Raw genomic sequence first — 24,715 nt, 5'->3', positions numbered from 1 at the left:
TCCTTCCGCCACCGAAGTTCGAAGGCGGTGGCCACAGCGCATGCAGAACATACGGTGCGGTTCGCAGAGGTCACAGCTCCAAGCGGGAGCACGTCTCGCCGCTCATTGGTTCCGGTCCTTCCGGAATCTTGCCGCCCGGGCCGTGCCCCGGTTGCGTCTCACAGAATTCACGTTAGTAGCACATACCCTCTCCAGCATCTTGAGTAGAAGTCTGCTCAATTCCGCAGGTCAGCGGTTGGCGGTCAGGGCCGAGCCATGACGTCCCCCTGACGCCGTCCCTCTTCGACGGTGACTCCCCAGAGCCCACACCACCCGCATGGAGTATGGGCACCAGTCGCCATGTGTGGTGGAGATGGGCTGACCGACCGGATGAGCCGTTGGAGGTCTGCCCGATGCCGGAGCTGTTCCGCTGACATCCAGCGTTGACATCAACGGCTATGGACAGCCGCACCGTTCAGCGGTCGCGAACGGCCCAAGTGCGCGCGGGTGGAGCGCGACAGGGAGAAGACAGATCGAACTTACAAGGCAGAGATCTCGGCATCCTCAACAGCGAACCGGATCCCCAAATGCTGCCACCACAGGTGGCGAAGAAGAGTTGCGAGGTACAGCGGTGGTTCTGCTCATCATTGAGACAACAGCTGCTGACCGCCGTCAATGTCGTACGTCGCGCCCGTCAATGCCTCGTTGCACATGATGTGTACGGCCAGAGCAGCGACGTCCTCCGGGACGACGACCCGTCGGATGGGGAGCGAGGCGCGGAGTTCTTCACGCCGTGCATCGATCTGATTGCCCAGGAGTGAGGCTGACAAAGGCGTGTCGACGAATCCGGCAGCGATGAGGTTCACCCGGACCGGCGCCAGTTCGAGTGCCAGGTTCGCGGTGAGGGCGGGAAGCGCCGCGGTGAGCGCTGAGGTGACGGCCCTGCCGATGCCGGGGCGGCGACCGCCCGTGCCACCGATGAACAACAGCGTTCCTGCGTCCCGGATCCTGCCCTGGCTGTACTTGGCTATCCCGAGCGTCATGGCGAGGCGTTCGCCGAAGTGCCGACTGGTCTCCGCCACGTCCATGTCGGCCAGGGGCGCGTACAACGGGCCACCGGCTGTCGATATGACGTGGTCGACCGCGTAGGGCAAGTCAGTCAACTTGGCCCGGCCCTGAAGGGCCGGGTTTGGAGGTAGCGCCCGACTGGCTGTTGGGTGGGCTCCTCCGTCCAGTCACCCTTATGGGGTGGCAGGGACGCGTGACTCACGCCCCGCAGTCCACACAGCCTCGCCCTTGCGGGCGATGTTGTGGGAAGCGTTCCGGTCTGCGTGGGCAACGACCCCGCAGTTCCGGCAGGTGAAGCGGGCCTGGCTTGCCCGGTTCTTCTTGTCGATGTGGCCGCACTCGCAGCACTGCTGCGAGGTGTAGGCGGGATCGACGAAGACCACGGGGACGCCGGCCCTGCGGGCCTTGTAGAGGATGAAGTCTGCGAGCTGGGCAAAGGCCCAGGAGTGGAGTGCGACCCGTTGGGGCTTGCGGAGCCGTACCCTCTGCCGGATTCCCCTGAGTTCTTCCAGGGAGATTCCGGCCGAGGTGCGTTCAGCCTCGGTCACGATCGTCTTGGCGATGATGTGGTTCTGGTTCTTCGCGTGGCGCTGTTCGCGCCGGTTGCGCTTCTTCAACAGCCGCTTCGCGGACTTGGTGCCCTTGGCCTGGAGTTTCCTGCGCAGGTCGAGTTGCCGCTTGCGGTGGCGATTCAGGCCACGCCCGGCAGTTTTGCGGCCGGTGGATGTGGTGGCGATGTTGGCGATTCCAAGGTCCACGCCGATGAAGTGGCCGGGCTCGTACTGCTCGGCCTCAGCAACGTCGCAGGTCGCGATCAGGTAGAACACGCCGTCGCGTTCGATCAGGTCCGATTCGCCCTGCCGGTGGTCCCGGAGCGTCTTGAGTGCGTCAGGCGAGCAGGCGAAGCGGACGTTCTTGATGCGCCCGGAGGTTGTCCAGATGCTCACCGTCTGCGCGTCGTACTGCCAGCTCAAACACCGGTCGTCATACGGCTGCGCAGCCCGGGGCCGAAACGTGATCGGCTTGGACTCCGCCTTGCGGCGACGCTGAGAGCCTTCCTTGCCGAGATTCCCGGCGCGGATGTTGGCCTTGAGCGTCGTGTAGGCATCGCGGGTCTTCTTGATGATGTGCTGGGCGGCCTGCGCCCCCAGTCCCCGCGCCCGCAGTTCGCCATAAGTGTGCTTGCGCAGCTCGTACTCACGCGGGACACCGTGCTCGAACGCCACCGCCGACACCCAGTTCGCGGCCTCGTTGACCGTGTGCAGCGTCACCGACAGCGCGGCGGCCTGCTCGGCCTGCGGCATCAGCTTCACTTGCACGACGGTCTTCACGCGGGTGATCGTATCGACGTATGTCACCACGCTGGGAGCCAAACCCCCATATTCGCAGGGGTCGCACGGTCGTCCACACCCTCCACGCCCACTTGGTCTTCACACCCAAATACCGGCACGGACCGTTCACCGACGAGATCCCTCGACGCTGCGAGAAAGTCATGCACGCCGTCTGCGCGGACTTCGAAACAGAGCTGGTCGAGTTCAACGGCGAGACCGATCACGTGCACCTGCTGGTGCACTACCCGCCGAAGGTCTCCCCATCCCGGCTGGCCGGCTCCCTCAAGGGCGTCTGTGCCCGCAGGCTCCGCCAGGAGTTTCCCGGACATATCTGCAAGTACCTGTGGGGTGACCACTTCTGGTCGCCCTCGTACTTTGCCGCCTCGTGCGGGGGCGCCCCGCTGTCGATCAACAAGGAGTACATCGACAACCAGAAACGTCCCGGCTGAGGTCAACCGTGCGGACCCGTGGAAACCTGCGGGTCACAGCAGTCCAGAGAAGCACTTCCTCCCGGGCGTGAACGCCCCGGGGGGACTGTCCAATCAACGAGACGACGGCACGGGAGGGCTGTGCCTCCCCGGTGCGTCAGACCAGCGATGGCCCACCGTGCAGTTGTGGATACAGCTCGTCCGGTCCCCCAGGCAGAGCGGCCTGAACCTGCTTGCTGACCTCGTCGGCGAGCACCTCGTGGCGTCCGGCCTCGACGCCGATGAGCGCCGTACGGGCGACTTCGCCGGGATCGGCTTTCGGGCCGTGCACATTCGCAGCCATGCCGGTCGCCAGGTAGCTGACATGCAGTGCGGTGACCTGCGTGCCCTGTTCCGCGAGGGCGACGCGCAGGGCGTTGGTCACTGACCATTCGGCGGACTTGGCTGCGGCGTATCCGGCGCTGACCGGGATCGACACCCATGACAGCACAGAGAGAACGTTGACCAGTGCTCCGCCGCCATTGCGCTCGAGTACGGGGGCGAAAGCTCTGCTCATAGCTAGCGTGCCGAGCACATGCGTTTCGAACTCCGTCCGGAATGCGTCGAGGTCGGACGTGAGGATGTTGGCACGGGTGGTGGATCCGGCGTTGTTGATGAGGAGTGTCACGTCCTGTGCCTGGGCACTGGCTGCCCTCACCGACTCGTGGTCGGTGAGGTCGACGGCCACCGGGACGGCTTCCGGCACCGTGACCTTTGCGGGGTCGCGGGCTCCCGCATAGACCTTGGCTGCTCCAGCCTCGAAAAGGGCTCGCACAAACTGCTCCCCCAGCCCTCGGTTGGCACCCGTGACAAATGCAACGGACCCGTCAATCTTCATGGGACACCTTTCCCGCAGGGCGATTGAAGGGCTGCGGGTCGCTCGTTCCGCGATGCTCCACGCAAACGTCTCCACCCTTTCCGAACGTACCTCGCACGGCTGTCCATCACCACCCGGAGTGCGTTTACGTAAAGGCGCGCGCCCTTGCCGGAGAGCCAGCATGATTCCGCACGGAGGACCAGCGGCATCTGTTGCCTGGGCGACCAGGCAGTGGTGGGATGGATGTGCTCTCGTGTCGACCGAGGGAGGAGTCGATTGCGGGGCCCACTCAATCCCGTCATGCAGACTGCGGTCGATCCGTGGGTCGGCCGCTCCGGCAGTACGGAGACAGGCATGACCACCTATCGAGCCGCGCAGGTCGCGACCCCGAACGGGCGCTTCGAGATCGTCGAGCGCGAGGTGCCACACCCAGGTCCCCGGCATGTGCGGCTGGCCGTCGAAGCATGCGGGATCTGCCACAGCGACGATGTGTTCGTCAGTGCCGGCATGCCCGGAGTGCAGTTCCCGCTGGTTCCCGGGCATGAGATCGCCGGGCGTATCGCAGAACTCGGCGAAGGAGCCCAGAGCAACAGTTGGAACGTGGGAGACCGCGTGACCGTGGGGTGGTTCGGAGGCAGTTGCGGACACTGCATCCCTTGCAGGCAGGGCGACTTCATGCTCTGCGACAACCTCAAAATTCCCGGTCCGACATACGACGGTGGCTACGCTGAAAGCATGATCGCGCCGATTGATGCCCTGGCGCGGATACCCGACGCCCTTTCGGCGACCGACGCGGGCCCCATGGCTTGCGCGGGAGTCACTACCTACAACGGGCTGCGGCGCAGCTCCGCACGTCCCGGAGACCTGGTAGCGGTTCTGGGCTTGGGTGGGCTCGGCCACCTCGGTGTGCAGTATGCAGTGGCCATGGGTTTCGAAACCGTGGCAATCGCCCGTGGGTCCGAGAAGGCCGACACCGCCAAGGACCTCGGGGCCCATCACTACGTCGACAGCACGGGGGCGACCTCGGTCGCGGAAGCCCTGCAGTCTCTGGGAGGCGCGAAGGCCGTACTGGCTACTGCTGGCAGCTCCGAGGCCATCGCGGCAACTGTCGACGGCTTGACGCACCGTGGTGAACTCGTGGTCATAGGAGTTTCACCCGACCCCCTCGGCATCAGCCCACTTCAGCTCATCCTGCGGGGCCGAACCCTTCGAGGACACCCGGCCGGTACCGCTCAGGACGTGCAGGACACCATGGCGTTCAGCGCCCTGCACGGTATCCGTCCCATCGTCGAGACGATGCCACTGAGTGACGCCGACGCGGCCTACCGGAAGATGCTCTCCGGCTCCGCTCGCTTCCGCATGGTGCTGACCACCGGCTGACTTGCGCCTGCGCGGATCCACGGCGATGACCATCCGTGGACCTGGGCCGACCGCCTTGAACTGTCCGCGCGTACCGGCGAGATACGACTGAGGTGCCCTGAACTGCCAGGAGGCCCTGCTGCCACGCGCCGACTCCTGCGCGATCACTCGATCAGGAACCCTGTTCGACCAGGCCGCTCCTGTCATCGAGACGCCAGGAATCACGCCCGCTCGACGGGTGTGGGCCGACGGCAGACAGAGTGGGAGCTGGGGAGGATGGTGGGTTGGGGAGGAGCGAAGGCGCGACTCACCACTTGGATCGTGTCCGACATGACTGTTGATCGTTGGCGAGAGAGCAGGCGGCCGCGAACGTGTGGGGTGTGCATATGACGTCCGCTTCCTCTCGTCAGGGACCGATTCGTGTCGGTGTCGTAGGTCTGAGCGCAAGCGGCGGGTGGGCGGCTACCGCCCATGTGCCGGCACTGGCCGGGCTCGACGGATACGAGTTGCTGGCGCTCAGCGGCAGCAGCGACGAGTCGGCGCGTGCGGCAGGCGAAAAGTATGCGGTGCCGCTGACCTTCAGCAGCGTGGAGGACCTGGCCCGCAGCGAGGAAGTCGATCTCGTGGTCGTGACGGTGAGGGTTCCACAGCACCTGGAGCTCATCCGGCCTGCGCTCGAAGCGGGGAAGACGGTGTTCAGCGAGTGGCCGCTGGGTGCCGACCTCGCGCAGGCCGAGGAACTGGCGGACCTCGCGCATCGCAGGGGGTTGCTGACGGCCGTGGGCCTGCAGGCCCGGTCGGCTCCGCCGCTTCGGTATCTGCGGGACCTGGTCGCCGAGGGCTATGTGGGGCGGGTGCTGTCGACCAGCATGCTCGGGTCGGGTGGCTTTTGGGGCGCCGCGTACGACGATAGTCATGCGTACCTGCTGGATGTCACGAGCGGCGCCACGCTGCTGTCGATCCCCTTTGGGCACTCGGTCGACGCACTGGCCATGGTGCTTGGGGAGTTCCGCGAGGTGTCGGCCCACATGGCGAACGTGCGGCCCGAGGTCACCCACGTGACGAGCGGGGCGGTCGCGGCCAAGAGTTCCGAGGACCAGATCGCCGTCACCGGTCTGCTCGAATCGGGGGCCGTGGCCGCTATGCACTTGCGTGGCGGCGAGTCCCGCGCAACCGTGTTCCACTGGGAGATCAACGGCACGGATGGCGATCTCGTCGTCAAGGCCGACCAGGCTCAGTGGTGGTCGGGGCGGCTGCGGTTGTACGGCGCCCGAGGGAGCGACGGCGTCTTGACCGAACTCCCGGTTCCCGCCCGCTACCAGCGGTCGCTGACGCACTGGACGGAGCGATCGGCCGAGCCTGCCTACAACGTCGCCCACGAGTACGCGCTTCTGCGCGACCAGATCACCGGGAGCCTTGCGCCGGACACGGACGGCGTTCCCGACTTCCAACACGCGGTCCGGCGGCACGGCATACTGGAAGCGATCCGAGAGGCGGCACGGACCGGCCGGAAGGTCACACTCCCAGAGCAAGGCTCGTAGGAGCGTGGCCCTACATGGTGAGGTTGCGAAAGCGTTCGTAGCAGCAGAGGGCGGCCGCCACCCCGAGAAAGGCCGGGTAGTTGCCCGGGTGACGCTCGTAGCGGTGGTTGAGTCTGCGGTAACCGCTCAGCCAGGACGTTGTCCGCTCGGCCATTCTCACCATGGAGTGCAACGCTGAAGGAGCTCACTGCTTCGACCGAACAAAAAGGGGCCGTCAGCAAACTGACGACCCCTCACGAGTCGAGGTTAGGCCACTACGCCTGGCCACCGTTCCGGCTCCCGCCCCGCTCCAGCCCGGCCGCGGTCCGTGCCGCGCTCTCAGCAAGCAGCCCCCCAATCACGGCCACCCGGATCCGCCGCCGCCGGCCCCTTGCGCAGTCGCGCAGCCTTCGGCCGATGGCCTGACGTTCCCGTGACCGGCGAGGTGACGGCTGCCGGACCGGGTAGGGAATTGGTGCGTTCACCGTCGATGCAACTCGGCTACCGGGCGGCCGCGGTTTCACGGGAAGTATGGAGATGATCAGCAGACGAACCTTCGGAAAGGCCGTCGGTACGGGGGCGGTTGCGGCCTCGACGGCCGGCCTTTCCGTGGCATGCTCGACTGCCGTGTCCGGCGAAAACAATAATTTTCCGCAGACGGTCGAGCAGGTGAAGGAAAACTCGGGGTTCGGCTCATTGAAGCAGGTCAAGGCTGGCGTCCTGAATGTGGGATACGCCGAATTGGGCCCGGCCCATGGACCGGTCGTCGTTCTCCTGCACGGTTGGCCTTACGACATTCACAGTTACGTCGCTGTCGCGCCGTTGCTGGCGGAAAAGGGATACCGGGTCATCGTTCCGTATTTGCGGGGCCATGGCACGACGCGCTTCCTTTCGAGCGGGACGTTCCGGAACGCTCAGCAGTCGGTATTTGCTCTCGACATCATCGCCTTGATGGATGCGCTGCGGATCGACAAGGCGATCCTCGCAGGCTACGACTGGGGGTCGCGGACGGCGGACATCATTGCCGCGCTCTGGCCGGAGCGGGTCAAGGGCTTGGTCTCCGTGAGCGGCTATCTGATCACGAACCTGGAAGCCAACAAGAAGCCGTTGCCGCCGAAGCTCGAGTGGGCGTGGTGGTATCAGTTCTACTTTGCCACGGAGAGGGGCCGGCTCGGCCTCGAACAGAACCGGCATGATCTGGCGAAGCAGATCTGGAAGTTCAACTCCCCTACATGGGATTTTGATGACGCCACGTTCGATCGCACCGCGGCAGCGTTCCGCAATCCGGATTACGTCAGCATCGTGATCGACAATTATCGCTGGCGGCTGAGCCTGGCCAAGGGCGACCCCCGTTACGACGACCTCGAAAAGCGGCTCGCCGCAAGTCCCGTCATCACCGTGCCCACGATCACCCTCGACGGCGAGGCCGATCCCTTCACGCCTGCGGGCGGCGGCTCTTCCTATCGCGATAAATTCACCGGTCACTATGCGCACCGAACCCTGAAGGGTATCGGTCACAATCTTCCCCAGGAAGCGCCCCGCGACTTCGCGCGGGCCGTCGTGGACGTCGACCATTTTCCCGCAGCCGGGCGGATGTCATCTAACGGCGGAGCCACGGGTAAATGACAGCGGGCTTCGCGTGCCCGCCTCGGCCAGAGGCGATTACGGAGGCGGGACCCCCTCAGGGGTCAACAGTGCGTCTCCCGCAAAGCGAAGCGCAGTCAGTGAGCCTTATCCATCCTCAGTTTGAGCAGGTCAGGTGAAGAGTGAGGATGGAAAAGGCTCAATGTCTGGCGTAGATCTAGGGCCTGGATCGAGATCGTCGAGAACGTCCGCTCACGGGGTCATACCTCGGCGAGGCCGAGTTGACGCAGCATGCCGAGTTCGTCGCTGCTGCCCCAGCGTTCGACGAGCTTGCCGTCGCTGTCGAAGCGGCTGATCTGCATGCCTCGGTAGCTCACCTTCTTGCCGGTCGCCGGTTGCCCCATCAGCGGCCCCAGATGCGTCCCGGTGATGGTGTAGGCGAAGGCCAACTCGTCGTCATTAGCCACCAGATGCTCCACCTCGACGTGCAAGTCGGGAAAGGCTGCTCGCAACTCGCCGAACATGGCCTTATATCCTTCGGGCCCCGACACCTGTCCTGGGGCAGGATCATGGTCGATCGAGTCGGGTGCGACGATCTCGTCGAGAGCGTCGAGGTTGCCGGTGATGACCGCCTCTCCGAAAGCAGTCTGCGCGGCGATGTTTGTTTGCTGGGACATAGGCACTCCTCGTGCGCGTGTCGGCCACCGGCCTATCCGCCGGCCGCGAAGCCCACGCACTTACGCCGTATTGCGACCGTACACCGGCCACACGCCCCCAGCCTGTCTACGCGGCAGGCCTCCGGAGCGGCTGCTCTCCATCGGGGACCACGGTCTGCACCCGTGACTCCTCCGAAACTCGTTGACTCCGGCATTCACTCCGATGGCCCTCTTCTGTGACCCGGTTGGAGTGCGTGGCCGCGTCTGTCGGTGCAGATGGGTGAACACTCAGGTGCCGTAGGTGTCACGGAAAAGGAGAATGACATGACGGTATTTCCGGTCCCCGGCTCACGGTGCCGAATACGGCGCGCACACGTCATCGCGGCCGGGTGCGCCGTGGCCCTTTGCACGGGCGTGGCAGCCCCTGCTGCCGCGGACGGCGGCACAACCGCGGCCAAACCCACCATCGTGCTGGTGCACGGGGCGTTCGCGGACGCCTCCAGCTGGAACGGGGTCGTCGAACGGCTTGAACAGCGTGGCTACACCGTCATCGCCCCCGCCAACCCGCTACGCGGGCTGTACAGCGACTCCGCCTACATCGCCTCCGTGCTGGACAGCATCAAGGGCCCGATCGTGCTGGTGGGCCACTCGTACGGCGGCGCCCTGATCAGCACGGCCGCCGCGGACAACCCGCAGGTGAAGTCCCTGGTGTACGTATCGGCGCTGATGCCGGACGTGGGCGAGACCGGAATGACCCTGGGGGCCAAGTTCCCCAGCGAACTCGGCACCGCCACGAAGTCCGTTCCCTACCGGGCCGACGGCGTCAGCGGGACCGACCTCTACCTCAAGCCCGACAAGCTCCACCAGGTCTTCGCCGCCGACCTGCCGGAAAGCACCACGCGGGTCATGGCGGTCACCCAACGACCCGCGGCTACGACCGCGTTCTCAGAGAAGGCCAAGGTGGCCGCCTGGAAGCACATCCCGTCGTGGTTCCTCGTCGCGAAGCAGGACAAGACCATCAACCCCGACCAGGAACGCTTCGAGGCCAAGCGCGCGGGTTCACACACGGTGGAGATCAACTCCTCTCATGTGGCCATGATCAGCCACCCGGATGCGGTCACCGACCTCGTCCTCCAAGCCGCCACGGCGGCCGATTCCGCCCGGCCTGCGCTGGCCGCCACCGGAACCACTCATGACGCCCGGGCCGAGACCGCACTGACCGGCATCGCCGCCGCCTCGTTGATCGCGGGCGCAGGAACCATCCTCCTGGGCCGCCGGCTGAGGCACCCCGCGCCCTGACGGCGTTCGGGGACGGCGCTCCTTCCTGTGCCACCGGCGACCGTAAGGGCGCACGGCCGGCATCGGCTGTCGACGGCCGCCGCGAGCCTTCTCTACGCAACTCGTTTCTGCTCGGTTTCCTCAGTCCGATCGAGTTCGAGGAGAAGTACCACGCCGACCAGGCGACGACCGAACCAACGAACCTGAACACCCGTCAACCCGTTCTGACCAGCTGATCGGCGACTCCCGAGCAACGAGAGAACCTCAGCAGACGCGGCCCATGGCGTCCAGGTCGTCCAGGTCGTCCGTAAAGTGGCGCGCTCCACCTAGACGCCATGAACCACGCCCGCTCCACGGTGTGTGGGTCGACGGCGGACGGGATGGGAGCTGGGGAAAATGGTGACTGAGGGGCAGCAAGCCATGCACCGCACGGCTCCACTTCCCGCACAACCACGGCGTCAGAGCTGCCGGAAGTAGACGGCTACCGGGAGCGGAGTGCACCCGAGCTGCTCGTACAGAGCCCTAGCGGGTGCATGAAAGGCATCCCCTCCGGTCCCGATCTCAACGATCTCTGCTCCGAGCAAGCGCATCTGCTCGAAGGCGTGTTCACACAGAGTGGTACCTACGTGGTGTCGGCGATGTTGGGACGAGACTGCAAGGATCACGACTCGGCCGTGCCTGCGATCCAGATCGACGCTCCAAGCCACGTAACCCGCGATGCCGTCTTCTGATTCAGCGACCGCGACGTATGCGTGACGCTCGGGTGCGTAGAGTCCGGCGACCTGTTGTCGGTAGTCCTCGCGCCAGTTGCCATGCTGGATGGCGAAGACGACCTCGCCCATCAAGGGGCGGAAGGCCTCCTCGTAGAACGGCCGGAACGTCTCAATGGTCAGTTCGGTGAGTGAAGCCAGGTCGCTGGGGACGAATGCGCGAATACGCATCGAAGTGCGCCTTTCATGCCTAGGGGTTGAGACCCAAGGGAAAACCTGGGCATGGGTCAGCCCGCTCCCGACCGAGTGAATCGGCGGTGAGCCAGGCCCTCAGCCCCGCGTACGCCAAGCGGCAACGCACTCCATGGCTCGGATCATAACGATCCCGCGATGAGCTACGACATCTACTTTCTGAGCCGAGACGAGGGGCAGTCCTGGGACGACGTCCTGGAGGCCGCCGAGGGCGTGGCCGAAGACAGCGAGCCGATCCCCGCCGAGCTCCTCGAAGCGTGGCAGCGAATAGGCCGCAGGCCCGCGCGCTGCTCGGCGATGTGGACATCACGGAGTACGAGCAGGGATCACGCGACCTCAGCCACTCCGACACCGGTATCGACCTGTCCGTATTCGGTGACGAGGTCAGCATCACGGTGCTCTACCGGCACAACGGTGATGGCGCTGTAAGAGTGCTCGGCAAGCTTTTCTCCCTCTGCGCGCTTGTGGAGAAGGAGACCGGCCTGACGGCCTATGACCCCCAGGTTGAGATGCCGTTGGCAGAGACCTCTCCGCACCAGGCAATGAGCATCATGTCGAGTGTCACGACTGACCTGCGTAACCGTTCCGGAGGTTGAGGGCTCCGGCATCACCGCCTCAGCGGTGAGTGTCTAACTGCGTGACAACCGCGCCGCACACTCGCGAACAACCGTGGCCGTCAGCGGACCATCAGCGCAGGTGACAGGCACGGCAGGCCAAGGGCAGCGAGCATCCCAAGTCGCTTCGGGACGGAGAGGTCGTGGGACAGATAGCGATGGACGATCACCCAGGAGGAATTCGAGCGCTCCAGACCTAAGCTGCCGGCCTGAGTATTTCTAGGTGTTGTGCCAGCCGGGTTCGAGGCGGTCGAGAAGGGTGTGCAGGGCTGCGTCGGCTCGGTCCCAGTCGCCGTCGGCCAGGGGTGCGATGAGCAGGCCGAGGAACGCGTCGACCAGGAGGGCGGCCTCCGTTCGGGCTCGGGCCTCGGTCATGCCTAGGCCGCGGAAGACGGAGATGAGCAGGCCCGTCCACTCGGTGAGCACGTCGCGCATGACGGGCCCGTACCGGTCGGGATGGAGCAGGCTGGCCGTCATGATCTCGAGGTAGAGGGGGAGCCAGGCGCGCAGGTTCGGGGTGCTGAGTTGCTGCCAGGTTTGCTCCACGAAGCGGCGGAGCTCCGCAGGGTTCTTGGGGGAGGCGGTGGGGTCGAGCAGATCCCGGGCGCGCAGGAGCGGGCGCCTCTCGTCGAGGGCGAGTGCCTCGGCGACCATGCGTTCCTTGGTTCCGAAGTAATACAAGAGCATGCGGTCGCTGGTGCCCAGGGCCCGGGCCAGTGGGCGGAGGGAAAGGTCGGCCAGGCCGTTGCGGATCACGTACTCACGGACCCGGTTCAGCAGGTCGCGTCGTTTGGCTGGGTCGGGCGGGCGCGGCATGAAGGCTCCCAGCTGCAGCTGCGCGAGACGGACCAGTCCCACATGTCTGATTCATTGGTGTTCGTTCAGGTATTTACTGTAGCACCCGCTACGTGTATATTTGTAAGCGTAGCGAGTGCTACGTGACGCAGGACCTGGTGCATGCCCGGCCCGGTCATCGACGGACCTCCGCCGCCCTGGCGGCCATGGCCGCCAGGGCTTCAGAAGGGACTGATTCGCGTGACCTCCCGGGCCATCGACCTCTCCACGACCTCTCGCCGGGGCTGCTTTGCCCGGTTTTACCGCCGCCGACTTGAGGAGTCAGGGCGGAAGGGCGCCGCGGACCCGGCACAGGGGGAAGGTCCGTCTCCGGAGGGCGCAGACACATCGTGGGTCGCCCGGAACCGGGCTCTCTGGTCGCGCACCCTGGAGCCCCTGCGGCCGCTTGACAGGCCCCGCGCCCGCGCAACCGCCTGGGACTCCTCATGGCCTATACCGCGGGAACTGACCTCGGTCCGCCAGGCCCGGCGCCTGGTGACCGCCCAACTGGGCGACTGGAATCTGGAGGACCTCACAGACACCGCCGAGCTCTTGGTCAGCGAACTGGTCACCAACGCCCTGCGTCACACGCGCGGCCCTCTGCGGCTCAACTTGCAGGTGTGCGGCTCCCGGCTGCGGTGCGAGGTCGAGGACACTGACCCCGCCGGCCCCGTACGCCGCGTCGTCGACGCCGACGCAGAAGGCGGACGCGGCACGGAACTCCTCGACCTGCTCGCGGACGCCTGGGGCAGCACCCGTACGGCGACCGGCAAGACCGCGTGGTGCGAAATGCTGACGCAGACGCCTTCACCAAAGGGATCGTCTGCCTCCGACTGACCTGGTCCCGGTAGGTCCGGACGGCATCCCTGGGCCGCCCCTGGGCCGCGCGAGGCCGCTCGGTAGCGACCTACGGCGACAACCAGTGACAGGTCACCTGCGGGCGCGGATAGCGAACGCCCAGGTCACGGACCTCTGACGGTACGGGTTTCCCTCCAGGGGTCGTCGAACACACCATCTCCTGGCTGCACGGCTTCCGCCGCCTACGCATCCGCTGGGAACGACGCGACGACATCCACGAAGCCTTCCTCGGCCTCGCCACCTGCCTCATCACCCACCGCCACATCCAACGGCTTTGTTAGGACCTCTTTAGACGCATGCGCCCGGGAACCGATTGCGAAACTGCGCGCCGCGCGGCGCCGACCCCGCGGCCGTACGGGGCTGGCTCACCGACCTGCACCGGCCAGCCAGCGGCTCCTACCAGGTGAGGGCTGCGTGGCGGAGGGTGTCGCGGACGCGGATGACGTCGGGATTGGCTTCGGTGCCGGGGCGCTGGACGAGGAAGAGGGTGTTGAGGGGGGTTCGTCTGGGTCGTGGAGGAGGGCCAGGGTGCCGGCGGTGAGGTGGTCCTGGCACAGGGAGCGGGGCAAGACGCTGTAGCCGCAGCCGGCGGCGACCGCGGAGACGACGGCGGACAGGTTGGGCACGGTGACGGCGGCATGGGTGGTGAGCTGTTTGCCGAAGGCGAGCCGCCAGTATCGGCGAACGATGGGCAGGCCCTCCGCGTAGGTGACGAGCGGGATGTCCTTGAGTGCTGCGCAGAGATCGTCGGGCGCCGAAGCGCCATCCACCTGTGCCTGCCAGCGGGGTGCTGCGCCACCCGGCTGAAGCTTGTGGCCAACAGCTGGGTTATCGCTGCTACCAACGCGGCCGGCGAGGTCCTTGCCCTGTCGAAGGCCCTCGGCGTGGACCCGCAGAGCTTCTTCGGCGCCATCGCGGGCGGCGGCCTCGACATGCCGTACCTGCGCGCCAAGGCCGGCCTCGTCCTGAATGGCCAGCTGTCCCCGGCCCAGTTCACCGTGAGCACCGCTGCCAAGGACGCCCGCCTCATCGTCGAGGCCGGACGCCGGTACGGCGTCCGGCTCGACCTCGCCGCCGCGGGCGCCGACCGCCTGGAGCGCGCCGCCGCGGCCGGACATGCTGACGAGGACATGGCTGCCGCCTACTTCGCCAGCTTCGACGCACCTCCCGCATCCTGAAGCCGTGACAACCTGCCCCGTCACGCCGTGCTGGACATCGCCCGCCTGCACAACCTGAACCTCGCTGGATAGGCGGCAGGTCCCGAGCCATCGTTATCGACTGGGAGAAGGTCGACCGTGAGGCCTCAGCGCAGGTAGCTGCGTCACTTAGAAGTCATCTCAATTGGTGGGTGCGCCTCCGCACGTGAGAGTCAGGCTGTCCGGCCCAAGCGCCATGGCTTGACCGTGATGTGAGACTTGCAGCATGGACATGGGGCGAGAGTCGCGGTGGGAAAAGGACGCAATGACGGTGGAGATCGTTTTCGCCCTGGTGACTGCCGTCGCGCTGGCTGCGGCGGTCTTCGCCGTCGCTCTGACTCTCGCACTAGTCTTTGGCATCTCTGGTTCAGGGAAGAAGGGCGTGTTGGTGGGGGGTGCACTGCTCGGAGCGACGGCCGGAATGTGGCGTCTGGTACGGGTGCTGCTTCGGTTCGACGAGCAGCGCCGAATGGGCCGCTGACTGCGGGCTTGTCCTTGATGTCGGTAGCCTGCCGGCGTGGCGATCGTTGAGCGGCTGGTGCCGGACGAGTTGTGGCAGTTGTTCCAGCGGGTGGTGCCGGAGGCGCCGTCGCGACCCCAGGGCGGTGGCCGGCGTCGGCACGGCGACCGCGAAGTGCTGGCCGCAATCGTCTTCGTGGCGACCCCGGGCTGCACGTGGCAGCAGTTGCCGACCGCTTCGTTCGGACCCTCCGGCGCGACTGCTCACCGACGCTTCACCGAGTGGACGAAAGCCCGCGTGTGGGCCAAGCTCCACCGCTTGGTCCTCGACGAACTCGGATCCCGCGGCGAACTGGACTGGTCCCGGTGCGCGATCGACTCGGTCAACATGCGGGCCCTTAAAAGGGGGAGCTGACAGGCCCGAATCCTGTAGATCGGGGCAAGTACGGGTCGAAGATCCACTTGATCACGGAACGGACCGGCCTGCCCCTGTCCATCGGCATCTCGGGCGCCAACACCCACGACAGCCAGGCACTGATCCCACTGGTGAAGGGCATACCACCGATCCGCTCCCGCCGGGGACGCCGACGGCGCAGGCCCCACAAACTTCACGCCGACAAGGGTTACGACTACAACCACCTGCGGCGATGGTTATCCGACCGAGGTATCCGGCACCGTATCGCCCGCAAGGGCATCGAGACCTCGCAACGACTCGGCCGCCACCGCTGGACCATCGAACGCACCATGGCCTGGCTCGCCGGATGCAGACGTCTGCACCGCCGCTACGAACGGAAAGCCGACCACTTCCTCGCCTTCACCAGCATTGCCTGCACCCTGATCTGCTACCGCAGACTTACCAAATGAGATGACGTCTTAGGGGACCGTTGGAGCGCTGACCTGGGTGAGTGGCCGGTTCGTGGCCTCGTCGGGCTGGGCTGGTTTCCCCGTGATTCCCCGTTGTCCCCCGCTCGATCTGATGCGCCTGTGGTGCGGCAGTGGTGCGACGCTCAGCGAGGTGCCTGCGCAGAAGGCCGCCACCGGTGCTGGTGACGGCCTTCGTCGGGGAGCCCCTTGTGGTGGTCAGGGGCAGCTGATCCGGGTGTCGCCCGTGTCCGTCGTGCAGGTGTCCGTGTCGTAGCCGCCGTTGGCGGTGTCGTTGCCGGAGATGTTGTCGACGGTGTTGAGGTTGTCGGTGCCGTAGTTGCCGATCAGGTTGTCGTTGCCGGGTCCGCCGTTCAGGGTGTCGTTGCCGAAGCCGCCGTCGAGACGGTCGTTGCCGTAGCCGCCGTACACGGTGTCGTTGCCGTAGCTTGCGTTGACGCTGTCGTCTCCTCCGAGGGCGCAGATCACGTCGTTGCCGTAGCCGCCGCTGAGGGTGTCGTTGCCGCTGGTGCCGACGATCGTGCAGCCGCGGCTGTTGTTCACGGTGGTGGTCGCGGTGGCGGTGTTGTTGCCGGGGTTCGGGTCGGTCTGGGTGGCGGTGACCGTGGCCTTGTTGGTGAGGGTGCCGGCGGCGCGGGGCTCGACCACGACCGTCACCATGGGGTGGGCGCCGGGGGCGAGAGTGCCCAGGGAGCAGCTCACGCTCGTCGCGGTGGTGGTGCAGCTGCCCTGGCTCGGGGTGGCCGAGACCACCGACGCGGCGGGTCCGGTGAGCGTGTCGGAGAGGGAGACGCCGGTGGCGGAGGTGGTGGTGCTGTTGTTGACGGTCACGGTGTAGGTGGCGCGGTCGCCGATGCTGACCGTGGCGGGGCCGGCCTTGGTGACCGACAGGTCCACGCCGGAGGGCGGCGGGGGCGGTGTGCCGAGGCCGCCCTCGTAGCGGGCCAGGGCGAAGTCGTTGTTCGGGCCGCCCTGACCGGCGGCGACGATCTTGCCGTCGGGCTGGAGCGCCACGCCGCGAGCCTGATCGCTGCCGCCGAGGTCGGTGGTCACCAGGCCGCCGGTGCCGAAGCCACTGTCCAGGCTGCCGTTGGTGTTGTACCGCAGGACCGCGAAGTCGCCGCCGGGCCCGTTGCTGCCGTCGACGACGATCCTCCCGTCGGGCTGCAGCACGACGTCCTGGGCCCCGCCGCCACCGGAGGTGAGGACCCGGCCGGCATTGCCGAAGGTGGTGTCCAAGCTGCCGTTGACGTTGTAGCGGGCCAGCGCGAACCTGCCGCTGCTTCCCCCGGCCGCGACGATTCTGCCGTCGGGCCGGACCGCCAGCCCCTCCACGGACTCGTAGTCACCGAAATCGGTGCGCTCGATGCCGTCGCCGCTGAAACTCGTGTCCAATGTGCCGTTCGCGTTGTAGCGGAGGAGGACGAAGTCGAAGCGGGTCGTCCCGACCTGACCCCCGACAACGATCTTGCCGTCGGGCTGCAGCGCCAGGGCGCGCGCATCGCCGCCCTCCTCCAGCGACTCGGGCGCCGGGTCGGTGGTCAGCTTGCCGTCGCCGCCGCCGAAACTTGTGTCCGGGGTGCCATCGGCGTTGTAGCGGGCCAGTGCGGCATTGCCACCGCTGGTGCCGAGGGCGACGATCTTGCCGTCGGGCTGCACCGCCACGTCCCGGGCCTCGTCCGGGCTGCCGAAGTCGGTGAATACCCTGCCGTCGCCGCCGCCGAAACTCTGGTCCAGGGTGCCATTGGTGTTATAGCGAGCCACCGTGAACCAGCAGCAGTTCTCGTACCCTCGCCAGCTGCTGCCCACCGCGACGATCTTGCCGTCGGGCTGCAGCGCCACGGCGTGGGCCTCGCTCCACTGGAAGTCTGGGTTCATGTTGTTGATGGCGGTCGTCACGGTACCGTCGCCACCGAAACTGGTGTCCGGGGTGCCATCGGCGTTGTGACGGGCCAGCGCGAAGTCGCTCTCCAACACCGAATAGTCGGCGGAAGCGCCGACAGAGACGATCTTGCCGTCGGGCTGCACCGCCACGTCGTTGGCTTGATCGTCGTCGGCGAAGCTGGTGAGCACCCTGCCGTCGCCGCTGAAGGTGGGATCGAGGGCGCCCGGGGCAGCGGCCGCGGTGCCGGGCAGGGCCAGAACGAGGGCCAGACCGGTGGCCGCCACGACCACAGCCCGGGCCGCCCGTGACCGGCGGCGTCTTCCCCAGTATCGGCACAACGCCGGTCGCAGATGAGAGATCAACATGGGCCGCAGCTTTGCGCCGGACACACAACATTCCGTTCGCCGCTGGGCCGCGTTGCGCTCACCGGCCGCCGGAATCCACCCCCGCGGGTGAGAAACACGGCATTCTTATTCTCTTTTGATTGCGCGGGTTCTCTCGCCGGTAGGCCCTCCTCATACTCGCCTATCTCCGCAACGGCCAGCCCTACGCCCAGCTCTGTTGCGGGCCTCACCGGCCCCACCCGAAGCCGTCCACGATGACCACGCAGCCCGCGAGCGCAGCATCGCCGACACCCTGGCTGCAGCTGACCTCGCGTGCTGGGCCGAAAAGGCCTACCGCGGCGTCAAAAGCGCGGTCCGCGACCCCTACTGGGGCCGGCGGGAGACCCTTTCACGGGCCGGCAAGCGGTCAACCGAGGGAGATGCAGCTGGCCATGCCAGTGGCCATTTCGTCATCCTGAAATAGATATCCCTCAACTCTGCGCCGCATGGCGCGTTTGTCGGCGACGGGTGACTCCCCCGCGGATCAAAACTGCCCCCCAGAGGTGCGTCAGTAGCCGGTGCCGCGCTTGACCTGGGCCCGCTCGACCGCATGGGTCGCACCCTTGTCGTCCAAAGTGCGACACGCGTCGGCAATGTCCTGGCTCAGGCGATCGATCTGCTCGCGGCTCAGGGTCTCCTTGACCAGGGCACGCATGATCTTCACCCGCTCCGCGTTGGGCGGGAGCGTGTACGCCGGCACCATCCAGCCGCGCTCGGCCGCGAGCTGCCAGGCGACGTCGGACTCGTCGTAGGCGTGCTTGCCGGCGAGACGGAAAGCGACCAGCGGCAGTTGCTCGAGGTCGCCCCCGATCACTTCGAAGCGGCCGGTGCTACGCAGGTTGTCCGCCAACGCGTGGGCGTTCTCCTGCAACATCTTCATGACGTAGGTGTAGCCCTGGCGACCGAGCCGGACGAAGTTGTAGTACTGCGCGAGCACCATCGACGCGCCGGTAGAGAAGTTCAGCGTGAACGTCGCGTCGGTCTTGCCCAAGTAGTTCTCGTGGAACACGAGGTCCTTGGGCAGGTCGGACTCCTCGCGGAAGACCAGCCAGCCGATGCCGGGGTAGACCAGGCCGTACTTGTGTCCCGAGACGTTGATCGAACGGACCTGCTCCAGCCGGAAGTCCCATTTCGAGTCCGGGTAGAGGAAGGGCCACACGAATGCGCCGCTTGCTCCGTCAACGTGGATCGGGATGTCGAGGTCCCGCTCCTTGCGGACGTCCCGCAGGAGTTTGTCGATCCCGACGACGTCGTCCTTGTGGCCGGTGAACGTGGTGCCGAGGACGGCGACGACGCCGATCGTGTTCCCGTCGAGGTGAGGCTCCACGTCCTCCGGGCCGATCGTGTACTTGCCCTCGGCAAGCGGCACGATCCGCGGCTCGACGTCGAAGTAGCGGCAGAACTTCTCCCACACGACGTGGACGTCCCCGCCGAAGATCAAGTTGGGTCGGTCGACCGACAGATTGGCCGCCTGGCGGCGCTCCCGCCACTTCCACTTCAGCGATAGCGCCCCGAGCATGATCGCCTCGGACGAGCCCTGGGTCCGGCATCCGGTTGTCTTGCCCGGCGCGTTGAAGAGGTCGGCGAGCATGCGCACGCAACGCTGCTCGATCTCGGCGGAAATCGGGTACTCCGCATGGTCGATGAAATTGCGGTGGAGATTCTCGGCGATGATCCGTTGCGCCTCTGGCTCCATCCAAGTAGTGACAAACGTGGCGAGGTTCCGCTGCGGGTCCCCCTCCATGGCGAGGTCCACATCCAGCAGTCTCATTGCGTCCGTCGCAGCCATGCCTTCCTCCGGGAAGGTCTCCGAGGGGGCGGGCACGGTCAAGAATCGGTTGCCGAACAGGGCCGCGTCGTCACGCTTAGTCATATGACGATTCAAACAGCGCCGGTGCATGCCTCGGTGAGGGACACGCCGAGGCAGAGTAGCGACGCCCCGAACTGGCTGCGGCCTGCGCGCTACGGAACAGCCCCTTCAACGGGGAAAGGCACCGACCAGCCTCCCAAAGTTCGTCGGCTCGCCTGCCCCCCATCGACCCACCGCCTACCCCGCTCCCATCCCGTCTGCCGTCGACCCACACGTATGTGGAGCGGGCGCGATGCCGAGCGTCCAGGTGGAGCGCGCCACTGTACGAAGGACCTGGACGCCCGGTGCCGTGTCTGCTCGGCTTGTCCTGGGTCGATGGCGGACGGGATGGGAGTCCCCGCCTCAGCACCCCACCGGCCGGCACCCGCATACGGAGCCCCCGCCATCTCGGAGCCTGAGCGCTCCTCCCGGAGGCATCCCCTTCACCCGCACCTCGGGCAGCTGCCCTGGTCAATTAGGCAAGCCCGAGGCGGGACTTCCGGCATGGTTCGGCGCCACGCCCCGGAGTCTAAATGTCTCTCTCGGTCATACCGCGAGGCCATCGCGGCCGCGTCGTTCGGTGAGGGTCTTGAAGGGGCAGCGAAGCCGAATTTGATCTTGGCGTGAGGGCTAGGGTGAGGGCTTCCCGCGACCCCCTTCGGAGGTGCCCGCCCGGTGGCTGACAGCTTTGTTCACCTGCACAATCACACCGAGTACTCGATGCTTGACGGGGCTCAGAAGCTCAAGCCGATGTTCGCCGAAGTCGAGCGTCAGGGCATGCCCGCGGTCGCGATGAGTGACCACGGCAACATGTTCGGTGCGTACGAGTTCCATCAGGTGTCCAAGGGCTTTGACGGCGTCAAGCCGATCATCGGGATCGAGGCGTACGTCGCCCCGTCCTCGCGTCGTAACCGGAAGCAGGAGTTCTGGGGGCCCGGTGGGCAGCGGGCCATGTCGGATGACGGTGAAGGGTCCAAGGACGTCTCGGGCGGCGGCCGTTTCACGCACGTGACGATGTGGGCGCAGAACGTGAGGGGCCTACGCAACCTCTTCCACCTGTCGACGGAAGCCAGCTATACGGGGCAGTTCCCGGCCGGCAAGCCCCGTATGGACATGGAGTTGATCAGCGAGCACGCGGACGGGATCATTGCGACGACCGGGTGCCCCTCCGGTGCGGTCCAGACCCGTCTGAGGCTGAAGCAGTACGACGAGGCCCGGCAGGTCGCGGCCTCGTATCAGGACGTTTTCGGCCGGGAGAACTATTTCCTCGAGCTGATGGATCACGGTCTGTCCATCGAGCGGGATGTGCGGGACGGGCTGCTGCGCCTGGCCAAGGATCTGAACATTCCGCTCCTGGCCACCAACGATGCGCACTACGTCCACGCGGACCAGGCGGACGCGCACGACAACCTGCTGTGCATCGGCGTGGGCAAGAACAAGGCCGACGAGAAGCGGTTCCGGTTCTCGGGCAACGACTACTACCTCAAGACCGCGGACGAGATGCGCGGTCTGTTCTCCGAGATGCCCGAGGCGTGTGACAACACCCTGCTGATCGCGGAGCGCGTCGAGTCGTACGACGAGGTTTTCGACAATATCGACGAGATGCCGCAGTTCCCTGATGTCCCCGACGGGGAGACGCAGGAGTCGTGGCTGCGCAAGGAGGTCATGAAGGGCCTCGTCATGCGCTACGGCGACCCGATCCCGGCCGAGGTCCTGGAGCGGTTCGAGACCGAGATGACGGTCATCGGGCCGATGGGGTTCTCCTCCTACTTCCTCGTGGTCGCCGACATCTGCAAGTACGCCCGCGACAACAAGGTGCCGGTCGGTCCGGGCCGTGGATCGGCCACCGGTTCGATCGTGGCGTACGCGACCCGCATCACCGAGCTGTGCCCGCTGGAGCACGGCCTGCTGTTCGAGCGGTTCCTGAATCCAGAGCGGATCAACCCTCCGGACGTCGACCTCGACTTCGACGACCGTCAGCGCGACTTCATGGTCCGCTACGTCGTCGAGAAGTACGGCGACGAGTACACCGCGATGGTGAACACGTTCGGCAAGATCAAGGCCAAGAACGCGATCAAGGACAGCTCGCGCATTCTGGGCTATCCCTTCCAGCACGGCGAGCGCATCACCAAGGCCCTGCCCGACGACATCATGGGCAAGTCCATCCCCCTGGACGGCATCTTCGACTCCACGCACCCCCGCCACGGCGAGTGCGGCGAGATCCGGGCGATGTACGAGAACGAGCCCGACGTCAAGAAGGTCATCGACACGGCCAAGGGCGTCGAGGGCCTGACCCGCGGCACCGGCGTGCACGCGGCCGCGGTCATCCTCTCCAAGACCAGACTGACCGACCGGATCCCGCTGCACATGCGGGCCAAGGACGGCGTCAAGATCACCGGCTTCGACTACCCCAGTTGCGAAAACATGGGGCTGGTCAAGATGGACTTCCTGGGCCTGCGGAACCTGGGCGTCATCGACCACGCCATCCAGAACATCCGTGAGAACCGCGGTGTCCATCTGGCCACCGTCGACCCGGGCAACGGCGACGTCACGGACCAGGTCGTCATCCCGCTCGACGACAAGAACACGTACGAACTGCTCGCCTCGGGCGACACCTTCGGCGTCTTCCAGCTCGACGGCGGCGGCATGCGCACCCTCCTCAAGGCCATGGAGCCGACCCGGTTCGAAGACATCGCGGCCGCCCTCGCCCTGTACCGTCCCGGCCCGATGGCCGCGAACGCGCACATGAACTACGCACACCGCAAGACCGGGCGCCAGGAGATCCAGCCGATCCACCCCGAGCTGGAGAAGGCCCTGGAGCCGATCCTCGGCAACACCTTCCATCTGCTCATCTACCAAGAGCAGATCATGGCGATCGCCCGTCAGCTCGCCGGCTACACCCTGGGCGGCGCCGACCTGCTACGCCGCGCCATGGGCAAGAAGAAGCCCGAGGTCCTGGCCGCCGAGTGGGAGAAGTTCCACGCCGGCATGCAGGGCAACGGCTACTCGGAAGAGTCCATCAAGGCGCTGTGGGACGTCATGCTCCCCTTCTCCGGCTATGCGTTCAACAAGTCCCACACCGCCGGATACGGGCTCGTCTCGTACTGGACCGCATATCTGAAGGCCAACTACCCGGCCGAGTACATGGCCGCGCTGCTGACCTCCGTCGGCGACGACAAGGACAAGGCCGGCATCTACCTGGCGGACGCCCGCAAGATGGGGGTCACCGTCCTGCAGCCGGACGTCAATGAATCCGTCGCCGAGTTCGCGGCCATCGGCGACGACGTCCGCTTCGGCCTGCGCTCCGTCCGCAACGTGGGTGACAACGTCATCGAGTCGATCGTCGCGGGCCGCAAGGCGGGCGGAAGGTTCGGCAACTTCGCCGACTTCCTCGACAAGGTCGACCTGCCCGCCCTCAACAAGCGGGCCATCGAATCGCTCATCAAGGCAGGCGCCTTCGACTCGCTCGGCCATACCCGCAAGGGCCTCACCGCGGCCCACGAATACGCCATCGACGCGGTCGTACCCGTCAAGAAGGCCGCCGCGTACGGGCAGGACGACTTGTTCGCCGGCCTGGGCGCAGACGGAGGCGACGACGGAACTGAGGCGTTCGGTGTCGACATCAAGATCGACGAAGGCGAATGGCCTCGTAAGCAACTCCTGTCGACCGAGCGGGAGATGCTCGGCATGTACGTCTCCGCGCACCCCCTGGACGGCACAGAGAGCATCCTGGCGGGCAATCGCGACACCACGATCCCCGACTTGATCGCCTCCGGCCGTACCGAAGGCGTCGTGCGGCTGGCCGGGCTCATCACCAGCGTGCAGCCGAAGATGACCAAGCAGGGCAACTCGTGGGCCATCGTCAACCTCGCGGATCGGGACGGCCAGCTGGAAGTACTGTTCTTCCCCGCCACCTACCAGCTCGTCATGGGGGCACTCGTCCCGGACAGTGTGGTCTCTGTCCTGGGTCGCCTCAATGACCGTGACGGCACCATCAACCTCGCCGGGCAGGAGCTCCAGGTCCTCGATGTGACTTCCGCCGAACGCAGCGGCGTCGCACCGATCCAACTCCATCTGCCCTACCACCGGGTCAACGATCCGTCCGTACGCGAGCTCAAGCGCATCCTCCTCGCCCACCCCGGCCCCAACCCGGTCCGCCTGGCCATCCAAGGACCCCGCAAGACCACCGTCTATGTCCTGCAGGAAACGGTGAACGCCGGCACGATCGCGTCCGACATCAAGGGCAGTTTCGGCCTGGACATCTGGCAGGGCATGGCGTGACCGAACCGGCTGACGAAAACGACGTCATCATCCAACTCGACGACATGGACGCGTGCCCGGCCTGCGGCGAACAGAGCGTGCTCAAAGCCAGCTTCGTCCACACGTGGAAGAACATGCACGGCGAGGCCACGTCCGGGCTACGCGAGGCAGCGCTGTGCCCAGAGTGCGACCGGGGAGACCCGGCCGCAGACGAACTACTGGCGCTGTTCGCCGTCGACGAGACGCTCGGCATCAACAACATCGAGACGTTCGGCGCACTCGTCGCGGCCTGGGTCGAGTCCGTACGACACCAGAAGACCGACGAGACGCTACTCGCCGAGGAACACGAGCAGTGGAGCGGCGAGTTGTAAGCCGCTCCCCCACAAACGTAGAGCCCATCAACCTCAGTCCGGACACGCCCCACCCTCAGAACGCGGTCAACTCGCGCTCGCCCCGCTGCCCGGCACGCTCCTG

20 protein-coding genes and 3 pseudogenes are annotated in these 24,715 nt (G+C 66.2%); 13 read left to right on the top strand and 10 right to left on the bottom strand.

Annotated elements, in window-relative coordinates; all coding sequences use genetic code 11:
• Positions 1-623: 623 nt before the first annotated feature.
• Together ACWFR4_RS34135 and ACWFR4_RS34130 are read right to left on the bottom strand one after the other, a co-directional pair.
• Entirely contained in the window at positions 624-1,142 is a 519-nt protein-coding gene (locus ACWFR4_RS34135; RefSeq protein ID WP_453655946.1) for an SDR family oxidoreductase, read from the bottom strand.
• 78 nt (positions 1,143-1,220) lie between these two features.
• Positions 1,221-2,378 (bottom strand): RNA-guided endonuclease InsQ/TnpB family protein, encoded by a 1,158-nt coding sequence (locus ACWFR4_RS34130; protein WP_453655945.1) that lies wholly within the window; start codon positions 2,376-2,378, stop codon positions 1,221-1,223.
• Positions 2,379-2,398: 20 nt separating this feature from the next.
• Here ACWFR4_RS34130 and tnpA point away from each other — a divergent pair, with 20 nt between their 5' ends.
• Positions 2,399-2,827, top strand: a complete 429-nt coding sequence (gene tnpA, locus ACWFR4_RS34125) for an IS200/IS605 family transposase (RefSeq protein WP_453655944.1) — start codon at positions 2,399-2,401, stop codon at positions 2,825-2,827.
• Between the two features lie 136 nt (positions 2,828-2,963).
• Here the strand turns inward: tnpA and ACWFR4_RS34120 are convergent, their stop codons facing one another.
• Positions 2,964-3,683 carry an SDR family oxidoreductase gene (locus ACWFR4_RS34120; RefSeq protein WP_453655943.1) on the bottom strand — a complete coding sequence of 240 codons (720 nt, stop codon included), beginning with the start codon at positions 3,681-3,683 and terminating at the stop codon, positions 2,964-2,966.
• Positions 3,684-4,016: 333 nt separating this feature from the next.
• On the opposite strand from ACWFR4_RS34120, the gene ACWFR4_RS34115 reads away from it, so the two are divergent.
• Complete coding sequence (locus tag ACWFR4_RS34115) at positions 4,017-5,042, top strand: alcohol dehydrogenase (RefSeq protein WP_453655942.1); 1,026 nt, start codon at positions 4,017-4,019, stop codon at positions 5,040-5,042.
• 365 nt (positions 5,043-5,407) lie between these two features.
• Complete coding sequence (locus ACWFR4_RS34110; protein WP_453655941.1) at positions 5,408-6,562, top strand: Gfo/Idh/MocA family protein; 1,155 nt, start codon at positions 5,408-5,410, stop codon at positions 6,560-6,562.
• A 10-nt stretch (positions 6,563-6,572) separates the two neighbouring features.
• Here the strand turns inward: ACWFR4_RS34110 and ACWFR4_RS34105 are convergent.
• Positions 6,573-6,710: pseudogene (locus ACWFR4_RS34105) on the bottom strand (IS5/IS1182 family transposase); the annotation flags it as partial.
• A gap of 368 nt (positions 6,711-7,078) precedes the next feature.
• On the opposite strand from ACWFR4_RS34105, the gene ACWFR4_RS34100 reads away from it, so the two are divergent.
• A complete protein-coding gene (locus tag ACWFR4_RS34100) occupies positions 7,079-8,167 on the top strand; it encodes an alpha/beta fold hydrolase (protein WP_453655940.1) in 1,089 nt (362 codons plus the stop codon).
• Positions 8,168-8,385: 218 nt separating this feature from the next.
• On the opposite strand, the gene ACWFR4_RS34095 is transcribed toward ACWFR4_RS34100, so the two are convergent.
• Positions 8,386-8,802 carry an ester cyclase gene (locus ACWFR4_RS34095; RefSeq protein WP_453655939.1) on the bottom strand — a complete coding sequence of 139 codons (417 nt, stop codon included), beginning with the start codon at positions 8,800-8,802 and terminating at the stop codon, positions 8,386-8,388.
• Positions 8,803-9,105: 303 nt separating this feature from the next.
• On the opposite strand from ACWFR4_RS34095, the gene ACWFR4_RS34090 reads away from it, so the two are divergent.
• The gene (locus ACWFR4_RS34090; protein ID WP_453655938.1) at positions 9,106-10,080 is read left to right on the top strand and encodes an alpha/beta fold hydrolase; all 975 of its coding nucleotides are present in this window, start codon (positions 9,106-9,108) and stop codon (positions 10,078-10,080) included.
• Between the two features lie 437 nt (positions 10,081-10,517).
• Here the strand turns inward: ACWFR4_RS34090 and ACWFR4_RS34085 are convergent, their stop codons facing one another.
• Positions 10,518-11,000: an N-acetyltransferase family protein gene (locus ACWFR4_RS34085; RefSeq protein WP_453463221.1), complete on the bottom strand. Its 483-nt coding sequence runs from the start codon at positions 10,998-11,000 to the stop codon at positions 10,518-10,520.
• A gap of 320 nt (positions 11,001-11,320) precedes the next feature.
• Here ACWFR4_RS34085 and ACWFR4_RS34080 point away from each other — a divergent pair, with 320 nt between their 5' ends.
• Positions 11,321-11,617, top strand: coding sequence for a hypothetical protein (locus ACWFR4_RS34080; protein WP_453655937.1), 297 nt, complete (start codon positions 11,321-11,323; stop codon positions 11,615-11,617).
• A 237-nt stretch (positions 11,618-11,854) separates the two neighbouring features.
• Here the strand turns inward: ACWFR4_RS34080 and ACWFR4_RS34075 are convergent, their stop codons facing one another.
• Positions 11,855-12,451: a TetR/AcrR family transcriptional regulator gene (locus ACWFR4_RS34075; RefSeq protein ID WP_453655936.1), complete on the bottom strand. Its 597-nt coding sequence runs from the start codon at positions 12,449-12,451 to the stop codon at positions 11,855-11,857.
• A 219-nt stretch (positions 12,452-12,670) separates the two neighbouring features.
• Here ACWFR4_RS34075 and ACWFR4_RS34070 point away from each other — a divergent pair, with 219 nt between their 5' ends.
• A complete protein-coding gene (locus ACWFR4_RS34070) occupies positions 12,671-13,306 on the top strand; it encodes an ATP-binding protein (protein ID WP_453655935.1) in 636 nt (211 codons plus the stop codon).
• Between the two features lie 161 nt (positions 13,307-13,467).
• Positions 13,468-13,608, top strand: a pseudogene (locus ACWFR4_RS34065) (transposase); the annotation flags it as partial.
• Between the two features lie 84 nt (positions 13,609-13,692).
• On the opposite strand, the gene ACWFR4_RS34060 reads toward ACWFR4_RS34065, so the two are convergent.
• Positions 13,693-14,097 (bottom strand): LysR substrate-binding domain-containing protein, encoded by a 405-nt coding sequence (locus ACWFR4_RS34060; protein ID WP_453655934.1) that lies wholly within the window; start codon positions 14,095-14,097, stop codon positions 13,693-13,695.
• Positions 14,098-14,115: 18 nt separating this feature from the next.
• Between ACWFR4_RS34060 and ACWFR4_RS34055 the strand changes: the two are divergent.
• The 3 genes and pseudogenes from ACWFR4_RS34055 to ACWFR4_RS34045 all read left to right on the top strand — a co-directional run.
• A pseudogene (locus tag ACWFR4_RS34055) lies at positions 14,116-14,505 on the top strand (NAD-binding protein); the annotation flags it as partial.
• A gap of 244 nt (positions 14,506-14,749) precedes the next feature.
• Positions 14,750-15,004, top strand: coding sequence for a DUF6332 family protein (locus ACWFR4_RS34050; RefSeq protein ID WP_453655933.1), 255 nt, complete (start codon positions 14,750-14,752; stop codon positions 15,002-15,004).
• Between the two features lie 42 nt (positions 15,005-15,046).
• Positions 15,047-15,846, top strand: a protein-coding gene (locus ACWFR4_RS34045) for an IS5 family transposase (RefSeq protein WP_453655967.1) whose coding sequence is annotated in 2 segments (ribosomal slippage) — positions 15,047-15,382 and positions 15,385-15,846 — 798 coding nt in all. Because the reading frame shifts where the segments join, the coding sequence is not laid out codon by codon here.
• 216 nt (positions 15,847-16,062) lie between these two features.
• Here ACWFR4_RS34045 and ACWFR4_RS34040 read toward each other — a convergent pair.
• The gene (locus ACWFR4_RS34040) at positions 16,063-18,033 is read right to left on the bottom strand and encodes a calcium-binding protein (protein ID WP_453655932.1); all 1,971 of its coding nucleotides are present in this window, start codon (positions 18,031-18,033) and stop codon (positions 16,063-16,065) included.
• Between the two features lie 607 nt (positions 18,034-18,640).
• On the bottom strand, positions 18,641-20,005 hold the full coding sequence (locus ACWFR4_RS34035; RefSeq protein WP_453463236.1) for a glutamate decarboxylase: 1,365 nt from the start codon (positions 20,003-20,005) through the stop codon (positions 18,641-18,643).
• A gap of 651 nt (positions 20,006-20,656) precedes the next feature.
• On the opposite strand from ACWFR4_RS34035, the gene dnaE reads away from it, so the two are divergent.
• On the top strand, positions 20,657-24,262 hold the full coding sequence (dnaE, locus tag ACWFR4_RS34030; protein ID WP_453655931.1) for a DNA polymerase III subunit alpha: 3,606 nt from the start codon (positions 20,657-20,659) through the stop codon (positions 24,260-24,262).
• Positions 24,259-24,612 (top strand): DUF6300 family protein, encoded by a 354-nt coding sequence (locus ACWFR4_RS34025; RefSeq protein WP_453463240.1) that lies wholly within the window; start codon positions 24,259-24,261, stop codon positions 24,610-24,612. The genes dnaE and ACWFR4_RS34025 overlap by 4 nt, the downstream gene beginning before the upstream one ends.
• Positions 24,613-24,715 lie beyond the last annotated feature (103 nt).

Source organism: Streptomyces sp. NPDC055140 (assembly GCF_053607285.1).
The sequence above is the reverse complement of the archived record's forward strand: the minus strand, read 5'-3'. Positions and strand labels throughout refer to the sequence as shown.

Bases quoted from the DNA above. Each gene is read 5' to 3' on its own strand.
- tnpA (WP_453655944.1), top strand. From the start codon at position 2,399: ATGTCACCACGCTGGGAGCCAAACCCCCATATTCGCAGGGGTCGCACG.
- ACWFR4_RS34120 (WP_453655943.1), bottom strand. From the start codon at position 3,683: ATGAAGATTGACGGGTCCGTTGCATTTGTCACGGGTGCCAACCGAGGG.
- ACWFR4_RS34115 (WP_453655942.1), top strand. From the start codon at position 4,017: ATGACCACCTATCGAGCCGCGCAGGTCGCGACCCCGAACGGGCGCTTC.
- ACWFR4_RS34110 (WP_453655941.1), top strand. From the start codon at position 5,408: ATGACGTCCGCTTCCTCTCGTCAGGGACCGATTCGTGTCGGTGTCGTA.
- ACWFR4_RS34100 (WP_453655940.1), top strand. From the start codon at position 7,079: ATGATCAGCAGACGAACCTTCGGAAAGGCCGTCGGTACGGGGGCGGTT.
- ACWFR4_RS34095 (WP_453655939.1), bottom strand. From the start codon at position 8,802: ATGTCCCAGCAAACAAACATCGCCGCGCAGACTGCTTTCGGAGAGGCG.
- ACWFR4_RS34090 (WP_453655938.1), top strand. From the start codon at position 9,106: ATGACGGTATTTCCGGTCCCCGGCTCACGGTGCCGAATACGGCGCGCA.
- ACWFR4_RS34085 (WP_453463221.1), bottom strand. From the start codon at position 11,000: ATGCGTATTCGCGCATTCGTCCCCAGCGACCTGGCTTCACTCACCGAA.
- ACWFR4_RS34075 (WP_453655936.1), bottom strand. From the start codon at position 12,451: ATGCCGCGCCCGCCCGACCCAGCCAAACGACGCGACCTGCTGAACCGG.
- ACWFR4_RS34050 (WP_453655933.1), top strand. From the start codon at position 14,750: ATGGACATGGGGCGAGAGTCGCGGTGGGAAAAGGACGCAATGACGGTG.
- ACWFR4_RS34035 (WP_453463236.1), bottom strand. From the start codon at position 20,005: ATGACTAAGCGTGACGACGCGGCCCTGTTCGGCAACCGATTCTTGACC.